This is a genomic window from Apibacter sp. HY039, from assembly GCF_004023655.1.
Taxonomy (GTDB): Bacteria; Bacteroidota; Bacteroidia; order Flavobacteriales; family Weeksellaceae; genus Apibacter; species Apibacter raozihei.
This window is the reverse complement of the sequence record NZ_SAYM01000001.1, coordinates 886,130-897,522: the sequence shown is the minus strand read 5'-3', so window position 1 is coordinate 897,522 and position 11,393 is coordinate 886,130. Positions and strand designations below refer to the sequence as shown.

At 34.8% G+C, this 11,393-nt stretch carries 7 protein-coding genes; all 7 read right to left on the bottom strand.

The features are described 5' to 3' along the window. Positions 1–267, bottom strand: a 267-nt coding sequence (locus EQ921_RS03985) for a hypothetical protein (protein WP_164875574.1), incomplete at its 3' end; no start/stop codon positions are given. Positions 268–664: 397 nt separating this feature from the next. Continuing rightward, positions 665–985 (bottom strand): DUF493 family protein, encoded by a 321-nt coding sequence (locus tag EQ921_RS03980; RefSeq protein WP_128151411.1) that lies wholly within the window; start codon positions 983–985, stop codon positions 665–667. A 52-nt stretch (positions 986–1,037) separates the two neighbouring features. Beyond that, positions 1,038–2,807 (bottom strand): long-chain fatty acid--CoA ligase, encoded by a 1,770-nt coding sequence (locus EQ921_RS03975; RefSeq protein ID WP_128330650.1) that lies wholly within the window; start codon positions 2,805–2,807, stop codon positions 1,038–1,040. Between the two features lie 152 nt (positions 2,808–2,959). Continuing rightward, positions 2,960–6,709: a DUF3857 domain-containing protein gene (locus EQ921_RS03970; RefSeq protein ID WP_164875573.1), complete on the bottom strand. Its 3,750-nt coding sequence runs from the start codon at positions 6,707–6,709 to the stop codon at positions 2,960–2,962. A gap of 175 nt (positions 6,710–6,884) precedes the next feature. Next, positions 6,885–8,156: a serine hydroxymethyltransferase gene (glyA, locus tag EQ921_RS03965; RefSeq protein WP_128330648.1), complete on the bottom strand. Its 1,272-nt coding sequence runs from the start codon at positions 8,154–8,156 to the stop codon at positions 6,885–6,887. A gap of 138 nt (positions 8,157–8,294) precedes the next feature. Further along, positions 8,295–9,323, bottom strand: coding sequence for a UDP-glucose 4-epimerase GalE (gene galE, locus EQ921_RS03960; RefSeq protein WP_185144505.1), 1,029 nt, complete (start codon positions 9,321–9,323; stop codon positions 8,295–8,297). Positions 9,324–9,359: 36 nt separating this feature from the next. After that, a complete protein-coding gene (locus EQ921_RS03955) occupies positions 9,360–11,357 on the bottom strand; it encodes a KUP/HAK/KT family potassium transporter (RefSeq protein WP_181951017.1) in 1,998 nt (665 codons plus the stop codon). Positions 11,358–11,393: the final 36 nt, after the last annotated feature.

The following is an 11,393-nucleotide window of genomic DNA, read 5'->3' as shown; positions in this document are numbered from 1 at the left end:
GGATTCTGAAAATTCGTCGGGGTCGGCGGTAAGCTCAAACTCGTGGTGTCCGCTAAAGGACTGCTTCAGCTCCAGCTTCAGGTTGGTCTGGTTGAAATAATCCACTCCCTGTATCTGTACGCTTATGCTGACCAGCGAGCTGTTGCCGTACTGGCTGTCTTTGTTTCCTCCGTAGCGGGCATAGTAGCTGCCTTTGTTTAACTGCTCTATCTCTTGCTGGGTATAGAGTTTAAAAGATTCACTTTCATTAGGACTCAGTGATTTCATAAAATATTAATAATTAGTAAGATTTATAAATATTTACTGGTAAAACGAAGTAAAATTACTATTTTTTTTTATATGATTTACTCAGACACCTATATTTCTAAGAAAAAAAAGTACAAAAAAAATAATAAAACCTTGTATCCTTTATCTATAAAGAAACATAATCTCAGTATTTTTTTATTATTTATATGTTTTTGTTGGATTTTCATAACAAAGACAGAAAGTATTCTGCCATAATTTTCGGGTAAAAGGGAAAAAACGGGAATCTACGATAAAGCCTAAGTCAATTGATCCCTAATTTTAATAGTTCCTGGTAGGATAATGGACGTATAAAATAAAAGTCACCTGGATAAAATTATCCCGATGACTTTTTTTATACTTATTTATTTGTTTGTTTTTTTTAGAGCATCACAATATTTTCAATACCTGCTGCTTCTTTGTAGTATTCTATCACGGATGTGGAATCTGCCACATACATGGTTATGGTTACACTGGTATATTTGTTGTTTTTACTTTCCTTCATTGAAAAGGTGGCTGAACCGTGATCAAATATTTTATGTAACTGTGCAATCTTTTTACTTTCTGTCGGAATTATAAATTTAAACATATAATTTCCAGGAAAACTATGTTCTTTATCTAATTGCTCCTGGAATCTTGTATAAAATTCTTCCGGATTCTGGTTGGCATTTTCCAAGATTTCAATTTTATTTTTCTTTTCCATACAGTAGTAATTGCAAAACTTAAGCCAATTCTTACACCTGTCATAATGTCCTCTATTCCTGGTACATTTTGTTATACAAATCGATGTATTTTTCTTTGATTATTTTTCTTCTGAGCTTGAGGGTAGGTGTTAGTTCCCCTCCTTCCACGGACCATGTCTGAGGAGTGAGCTCTATTTTTTTAATCTGTTCCCAGTGTCCTAAAAGTTCGTTCACTTTTTCTACTTCCTTCATGATTCTGTTTTGAATACTTTCATTTTGGATGATTTCTTCCTGCGAACCGGAGGTACTTATGGGTAAATGCTTGAATTTAATATACTCTTTGATAAATTTGAAATCGGGCTGTATGAGAGCACATGGCATTTTTTCACCGTCTCCTACCACCATCGCCTGCTCTATAAACCGGGATTGTTTTAAAAAGTTTTCCGTAATCTGGGGCGTAATGTATTTTCCGCCTGAGGTTTTAAATATTTCTTTTTTTCTGTCGGTAATGGTTAAAAATCCATCTTCCATAAAGCCAATATCTCCAGTTTTAAACCATCCGTCTTCCGTAAATGATTCTTTGGTTTTTTCTTCCTGATTATAATAACCGATAAAAACATTGGGCCCCTGAGTCAGAATTTCCCCGTCTTCCGCTATTTTTACCTGAGATTCTTTAATTAGCGGGCCCACGGTACCGAAGCGAAATAAACTTTTGTCATTGCCATTTACAGCTATTACCGGGGAAGTTTCGGTTAATCCGTATCCTTCCATGATCGGAAGTCCGGCGGCAAAGAATATACGGTTCAGTTTTCCGGAAAGTGCTGCACTTCCACAAACTATAAGCCTGATATCTCCCCCCAATCCTTCTCTCCATTTACGGTAAACAAGCATGTCTGCGAGTTTTTGCTTAAATCCGGCCGGCTGAAAGGGCTCAAATTTTTCGGCAACTTTTAACGACCATAAAAATATCTGTGATTTTAACCAGCCTCCGGAGGTTCCTTTGGAGTAAATTGCGGTATACAATTTTTCGACCACCCTGGGTACGGCAGTAATGATATGGGGTTTTACTTCTTTTAAATTCAGGGCCAGCTTTTCAATGCTTTCGGCAAAAAATATACTGTACGATCTATACATGAATATATAGGTAACCATTCGTTCCAATACATGACAGATGGGAAGAAAACTCAGGACTCTGAAATTTTTATCGTGCTCCATCAATACTCGTTCGTGGCTGTTCAAAACATTGGAAACAATGTTTTTATGGGTAAGCATCACTCCTTTGGGTCTGCCTGTGGTACCGGACGTATAAATAAGGGTAACCAGATCCTCCGGCTGAGCCATATCTTTCAGGCTGTCTACTTCGTACTGGGTGGAATCATCTTCTCCCATATCGCTTATAGCCGTCCAACAGGTAGCGCCTTCTACCTCATCAAAGGTAAAGATGCTTACCAGCTCAGCACAATCTTCCCTGATATTCTGTATTTTATCGTATAATTCTTTATCGGAAACAAAACAAAATATAGATTTACTATCGTTCAGGACATACTTAAAGTCTTCTTTACTCAAGGTAGGGTAAATAGGTACGGTAACCGCTCCGACCTGCTGCACGGCATAATCGATAATCAACCATTCCGTACGGTTTACGTTAGTTATAACCGCTATTTTATCTCCCGGCTTAATTCCATATTTAAGAAGCCCCCTGCTTACCTGGTTTACCTGACTTATCAAAGACTCGGTTGAGGTTTCTTCCCATATTCCGTTTTTTTTAGTCACCAGAGACTTTTCAATCGGGTGATTCTTCGATTGATGCGCCAGGATATCAAATAATCTCGTTACTCCCATTTTTTTGTTTTTTGTTTTTATGAAAATACTAAATATATATGATTGTTACAAAACTATTTTATATAAACACAACCCGTTGGGCAATTTTTTATTTTATTACGTTAACGGATTGTTTTTACTTTGTTTTTTTTGGGTCTGATTGATTGTTCTCCTTATTTGTATCCTATAATATCATCTTCTGCTTCCAATACTTCTTCTACAAATTTTTTAAATTCGGGATATTGCTGTACAGATACATCTTCCCAGGAAGTTTTTACTTTTTTCGTCACTTTTAAATGTGCCGGGGAAAGCATGTCATACGTGAGCTCATATGTTCTGTTTCCGTACTGATATTTCTTAGCGGAAGGAATTTCAACAAAGGTGGAACCTTCGGGTAATTTCAAATGAATTTCTTCTTCATATTCATTTTCCGATTCGTAGTTTACATAGTAAATATCTGAGGTTCTATTCTCAGTAATAATCACCTGCTTGTTATACGCCTGTGATAAAAACGGTACTGAAAGTAAATTCATACTTCCGATTTTTTTAGGCTTTTCGGATATCTGAATTTCAATTTCAATCTGGAGAGGATCGGCTGTTAAATCTTTTCCTTTTACTACTTCCATAGATTTAACGGCTATGGTTTTATTGAGTATTCGTCCTATGATTTCCTGTATGCTCTCTTTTCTTTCTTTTTCTGAGTATGTTTCAGAAAATAATCGATTGTAGTAGGATTTGGATGCTCCGTAATAAGACTGAATCACTTTAATTTTTTTATTATCCGGATTGACCTCTACGTAAGCTTCTATCTTGGTTTTACTCTGAAGATTATTCTTAAAATCCAATTCTATGAGCTTCGCCTGATCGTGAGTATTTTTATCCTGCTTAATAACTAACGCTTTCGCTTTATAGTTATGTAAAGAGCCTGCTTTGAAAGGAAGGTAATTATCCGTTAATTCTAAAAATAAATCTTTACCCTCTATAGTTACCCGGGCAATGCAGTGGTTAAAGTTTGCACTTGGAAGCGACAAGGCATTAGCGGCATGATCATTCGTCAGAACCAATACCAGATCAGCTTCTAATCCGGCTTGTCTGGCTAAAATCACAAAAAGGGTGGATAAATCTTTACAATCTCCCAGTTTGGTTTGAATGGTTCTTGAAGGTTTCTGCGGGATGTGCCCGCTCTGCCTGAAATCGACATAGCTGTATTTAATATTTTTCTGTATATAGTTGTATATTTTTTCTGCTCTTTCACTGGGTGATAAGGAAGAAGTTCCGGAAGGAAATATTTGATTAAATGCCAGTTCTGTTTTTTTATCATATACCATGACCTTGTTTACCAAATCGGCATACCAGTTAACAATATCTCCCCAGGTTTTAATGGTGGATACCCTCACTGAAATTTGTGAATCTGAAAAGGGTCTTGAGAAATATTCGTTGTTGTCTAAAGGTTTTAGATTGGTCAACGTCCAGGTTGTATAGATTTTTTTATTTATCTTTTTTGTTTTTGCCTGCACGTTACTGTGGTTGATATAGGTCTGATAGGTGGTTTTTTCCGGAGTAATGACTGTAAAAGTGGACTCAACCACCGGATAGACACTGTTAAAATAGGATACTTCGTTAAAATCTTTATAGAAACGCCCGGATGTGCGTTCGATTTTTTCGTATTGGATAAGCACTACGTCGCCAATTTCCAATTTAGGAAATACTAAGGTTCCGGAATTTTTATCTGCAGGAATTATAGTTTCATCTGGTTTCACTATTTCTGATTTTACGATATTTACCGCATATCCTAAATAATATTCTTTCAATTCTTCTATTCCCTGTTCTGATGTTATTTCATAGATAAGTGTGGCCCGGGTTTTATATCCTCCCTCAGGAAAAACATTGACAATATACTCGTCCAGCAACCGCGTAGTTCCTTTCTCTCCTACCCATGAAGTGTTACGCCTCTCTTTTATTAATTTATATAAATCCTTTTTGGCTACCTGATCTATCTCATCATCTTCATTATTAATATCTTTCAAGAAGTTATACAAACTAATATTCGTAGAGTTATGGGATAAGGATTTATTTATATATTCTATCGATTTCTGTTTATCGTTCACATTCATATATAAGTATCCTATATTTGATAATACGGTATATGAATATGGAAAATTAGCGAGAGACTCGAAAGACTGTTCTAAAGCTTCTTCAAATTTTTGTTCTTTGTTTAAAAGCTCTACATACTTCATCCTGTAAACATTTAGTTGCGGATATTTATCTATAAACGAAAGCAATAATTCTTTATATTTTTCGTCTTTATTTTCTATGCTATATCTATTCAACAACTCATTTACTATATCAAAATTATCCATTTGCTCTAAAGCTTTTTCCAACCTCAGAACCGCATTGTCATCTGGATTTTTTATGTAATCAAATACATTAATAAATTCTAATAGTATGGAAGAGTTTTGATAAGATGTATCTAAAATTTTATTTGACTTATCTAACATCCCTGCCAAGTCCTGCTTTCTAGCATCTATAACCATATCAATGACAAATTTGAAAACTTCAGCTTTTGTATTTGCCAGATTTCTGCTCATTTCTTCCAATTCGTTAATAGATGCCGTTGACATCCAATTGGAATCTTTAATTTTACTTACATATGATAAATAATACTTAGGATCATCCATCTGAATATTTTTTAAAATTTCGTTGGCTAACTGATCTTCTGATATGTTTGTGTTATACTTCATTTTCAGTACTCTTAGCAAGGAAGATTTAGGGTATTTATTTTCTAATTCAACCAACAGATCATGTGCCTGGGTATTCTGCTTATTATTTAAATACCCATTGAGCAAGAGAAGCTTATTTACTATAGACGATGGCTGCTCTTTTATTTTTTGTTTTAAAAATGTTACAAATTTAAATTCCTGTTCTTCAACGTTAAGTTCTTCAATGCTGGATTTTTTATATTCTGTGTATTGATCATAAAAATGTAATCCTGTAACCGGTCGATCATGTTCATCTGTAATACGTGCTATTATAGTGGTTTTATCCTGTAATTCAGATTTAATTACTAATCGGTTTACTCCCTGGCTGAGCTTTACTTTAAGAGAGACTCCTCCATATTCATAGTTTCCTTTATTTAATGTTGAATAGATCTCGCAATCATTTAAAAATATTTTATATTCACATTCTGTGCTCACCAGTAAATTTACTTCCTGCTCTTTCGGATTATCGATAAATGTTTGAGCATACATGATCCCTGAACCATATTCCAGTTCATTGGAATAAAAATGAAAACCTCCTAGATTCTGAAAATGTTTCTGATTGTACCACCCCACTAACCCATGCGTATTGGTTGTAAATAATTTATCATTATTGGCATAGGTTTCCGGCTCATATTCTATATCCATACCGCTTCCGTTGAGATTTTCAAATACTCCGCAGTACTGCCAGTGAATGATGGGTTGAATTTTTTCTAAAATTTTCTTTGAGTTTTCATTGTTTCCTCTCAAAACATCGTAATAGGCTTTTAACATACCTACAGATAATTCGGAGGAATATTTCTCGTTTGATGATAAAACATCTAGTTTGACGGGTGTAAATAAATCAATGCCAAATGCTTTGTCAGTTAGCATAAACGGATAAGAAAGCAGAGGATATACATAGGCTTCATCCGGCGAAATCTTTACAAAATTTTTAACAAAGGTATCATCAAAAAAAAGCATTCCTTCTTCCATACTGATTACCGCATCGAGGTATAAATGTTCAAAGTTGGTAGTTCGGGTTTTACTTAATTGTTTGTCAAAGAGATTTCTTGCTTCGTTTCTTTGATTATTTAACAGTAAGTTCCAGATTTTTTCTTCTGTTTTGTTTTGAGAAAATAGGCATAGACTGAGTAATAATAAAAAAACTGATATGTTTTTTTTCATCATAATTTTTGTTTACAAGTAGTTATAAATAAACAAAGTTATAAGCGGTATAAAAATAACGTTATAACTTGTTTTTAAACACTTTACGTGTTTACTATTTTAGAGAGTTTTTTTATAAAAGTTTGAGGCAGGTACGATAAAAGAGTATCTTACCCACCTCCATTTTAGGATTTATTTACCATTGAAATAATGGTCTGGAATTCATAAGTGAATTCACTTCAGCTTTTACCTTGTTTATTTTGCTTTCATCTTCCGGATGACTGATTACTTCATTAACATATTCAGCCACTTTAACCATATCTTCTTCTTTTAGTCCACGGGTTGTTACAGCTGCAGTTCCAAAACGAATTCCGGAGGTAATAAACGGACTTCTGTCATCGTATGGAATCATATTTTTATTACAGGTAATGTCTGCCTGTCCTAAAACTTTTTCCGCCACTTTTCCGGTAATATTTTTATTGTGCAGATCTATCAGCATTAAGTGATTGTCTGTACCTCCTGAAATAATTTCAAAACCACGCTCCATCAAAGCTGAGGATAAGGCCTGTGCATTTTTAAGCACTTGCAAAATGTACGTAAAATATCCATCGCTCAGCGCTTCGTTAAATGTGATGGCTTTAGCTGCAATGATATGCTCAAGAGGTCCTCCCTGAGTTCCTGGAAATACTGCACTATCCAAAATCTGAGACATCATTTTAACTTCTCCTTTGGGTGTTTTCTGCCCCATAGTGTTTTCGAAATCTTCTCCCAGCATAATCATCCCACCTCTGGTTCCTCTTAGCGTCTTATGGGTAGTTGTAGTTACTATGTCACAATACGGCATGGGATCATTCAAAATTCCTTTAGCTATCAGGCCTGACGGATGAGAAATATCAGCCATTAAAATAGCTCCGACTTCATCTGCAACTTCTCTGAATTTTTGATAGTCATAATCTCTGGAGTAAGCAGATGCTCCTACTATAATCATTTTTGGCTTTTCCCTTCTGGCAGTCTCAGCCATTTCTTCATAATTAATTCTTCCGTCTTCTTTATTTACTTTATAAAAGACAGGATTATAAGTTAATCCTGAGAAATTTACGGGAGAACCATGAGTGAGGTGTCCTCCATGCGCCAAATCCAACCCCATAACGGTATCTCCAGGCTTTAAACAGGCTAAAAAAACGGCTGCGTTTGCCTGTGCTCCTGAATGCGGCTGAACATTTACATATTCTGCTCCAAATAATTCTTTGGCTCGATCAATGGCCAGCTGTTCTATTTCATCAATTACTTCACATCCGCCATAATATCTTTTTCCCGGATAACCTTCTGCATATTTATTGGTTAAAACCGAACCTGCGGCTTTCATTACTTCTTCGCTAACAAAGTTCTCAGAAGCAATTAGTTCTATTCCTTTAACTTGTCGTTGTCTTTCCTTTTCAATTAAATCGAAAATAATATCCTGACTCATAATTTAGTTTAATTTTATTCAAATATACATAGTTTGGAAAAAATAAAAACCATTTTATTTTAAAATAAAATGGTTTTTACTTATATGGATTTATTTTTAATACTGTTGGTTTTTCATTGATATTATCAAGAAAAAAAACTACTTCATCTCGCTCCTGTATTTTTTCTCCCAATTCCAGGCATCAACAACCATATCATCCAGTGTTTCTTCTGCTTTCCACCCCAGAATATCATTGGCTTTATCACAGCTTGCATAAATACTTTCAATGTCTCCTTTTCTTCGATCTCCTATTTTATAGGCTACTGACTGATGATTCACCTTTTCAAAAGTTTTGATAATTTCCAATACTGAATAGCCTTGTCCTGTTCCTATATTAAAAACTTCATAAGAAGAATTTTGTTTCTTTTGTTTTAAATATTCACAAGCTTTGACATGTGCTTTCGCCAGGTCTACAACATGTATATAGTCTCTTACGCATGTTCCGTCGGGAGTCGGATAATCACCTCCGAAAACTGTTAATTTTTCTCTTATCCCTATGGCCGTTTGTGTTATAAAAGGCATAAGATTGGAAGGTATTCCTTTCGGTAACTCTCCTATTAATGATGATTTATGTGCTCCTACAGGATTAAAATATCTTAAAGCCAGTGCATTCAACCAGCCGGTAGCTGAAACTTTTTCTAAAATATCTTCTGCCATTTGCTTGGTACTTCCGTAGGAAGATAATGCCGGCTGTAAAGGTGAATCTTCATTGACAGGCAGCTTCTCTGGCTGCCCGTATACGGTTGCTGAGGATGAAAAAACCAAATTTTTAATTCCATAATTTTTCATTTCATCTAAGAGCGTAAGCAATGAGAGCAGATTTACTCTGTAATACTCCAGTGGAATTTCCATAGATTCTCCTACTGCTTTTTTAGCAGCAAAATGTATACAAGCTTCTATTTCTTTATTTTCATTGAATATTTTTTTTATATTTTCAGATTCCGTAACATCGTAAGGATAAAATTTAACCTTTTTTCCTGTAATTTGTTCTATCCTTTCTAAGATAAATATTTCTGAATTACTTAAATCATCTACAATTATCGGTTCGTATCCTGATTGTATCAATTCTACAACTGTATGAGAACCAATAAATCCTAATCCTCCTGTTACTAAAATTTGCATACTCATTTATTACTGATTTTTAATTATCAAATAATTATTTATTTATTCTTTGTACATTTTAACTCTTTTAATCCTGCTTTTATAGATTACATCTGTCAACATAGGAACCTCTTCTACCTCAACATTGTATGTATCCAGACCTAAAGCTGCTGTATCTGATATTCCTATATATTTTACAAGATTGTAAAATCTAAGAATAAACCTTTCTTTGATAGACAATAGATATTCCTGGTTGAAAACCCTATCTATGAGTATATATTTAAAATCTGCAGGAATTTCATATTTTTTTAATGAGGCATAATTACTGGTAAGATTAATTCTACCTGAAACTTTTAAATCTTCTAATACCTGATTGAAATATATGTTAACCAAAGGTTCCACTTTAAACCCTAATTTAAAATTAACCTTATAAAGTGTATTGGGTATCAGCTCGAGCACGTCGTATTCGAACGTATAGGGATTAGTGTCGTTCTCTACGCGTATAAACCAATAATAGTCTGCACGTTTTGGATTTTTATTTACAATGGAATAAATAATTTTCGCTTCTATTTCCTCCGGCTTTTTTGCTCTTGTCACATAAACCAGATTGGTCGAGTATTTAGGTATGTCTTTGTCAGTTTTCATATCCCGCATTACGGGCAAATAGGGCTTTAAGCTTATATACTGAACATACTTGTTTTTTAATTTTCTTCCATTAAACCAAATGTACATACAAAAGGCAATAGCTCCAGCCAGGAACATGGTTATCCATCCACCTTCAGCAAATTTAAGCACGTTGGCATAGAAAAATCCTCCTTCAATAGCAAAATATACGATAGCGAAGAGCAAAATAAGAAATATATTGACTTTTTTTATGTGAAGGTAAAATAATAAAAGTACAGTGGTCATCAGCATAGTAATTGTAATGGCCAGACCATAGGCTGCTTCCATTTTTGATGATTCTTCAAAATGAAGGACTATAAATATACAGGCCACCAGAAGCCCCCAGTTAACCACAGGTATATACATCTGACCTTTTTCGTGTGAGGGATACTCAATTCTTTGGCGTGGCCAAAAATCAAGTGACATAGCTTCACTAAAAATAGTATAAGAACCTGTAATTAATGCCTGACTGGCAATAACTGCTGCTAAAGTAGACATTGCTATACCTGCAATAAGGAAGTCATCAGGCATCATCATAAAAAACGGATTTCCTCCGCTTGCAGCTTCAACGGGGTTAGATAATATCCAAGCTCCCTGTCCGAAATAATTAAGTATAAGACATATTTTAACAAAAAACCAGCTGATTCTTATATTTTTAATTCCGCAATGCCCTAAATCTGAATAAAGAGCCTCAGCTCCGGTAGTACATAAAAATACAGCTCCCATAATCAGCAGTATCATATGCTTTGCCTCTAATGCTGTACTGGCACTACCTCCGACCTCAAACATAAGATTAATTGCATAATAGGGATTTAAGGCTTTAATAACATATAAATGCGGCAGAAACTCTATAATACCTAAAACGGCAAGCATAACAAACCATAAGGTCATGATTGGTCCGTAAAATTTACCTATAGACTGAGTTCCAAACTGCTGAACAACAAATAATGCAATTAAAATAAAGATGGTAATGGGTATAACTTGAGTTTGGGGATTGTAGTTTTTTAAACCTTCTACAGCAGACATAATAGTCATTGATGGAGTGATTACGCCATCCGAAACTAAAGTAGCGGCTCCAAAGATAGCTATAATATATAACCACTTCTTTTTCATCTTTTTCACTAATGAATAAAGAGCGAGAATACCTCCTTCTCCATTATTGTCAGCCCGCAGAGCGATGATTACATACTTAACGGTTGTTTGTAGTGTCAAGGTCCAGATAATACAGGATAAAGCTCCTATAATAAAATCTTCAGAAATTTGGTGTTCGTGATTGGCTGCGACTATAGCTCTCATTACATAGAGAGGAGAAGTACCTATATCACCGAAAACAATCCCAATGGTAACTACTAAGCCTACCAGTGTAAGTTTAGATGTTTTAGAATTACTTTGTTGCACTGTATAAAATTTAATTTTAACAGATGCAAAGTTAAA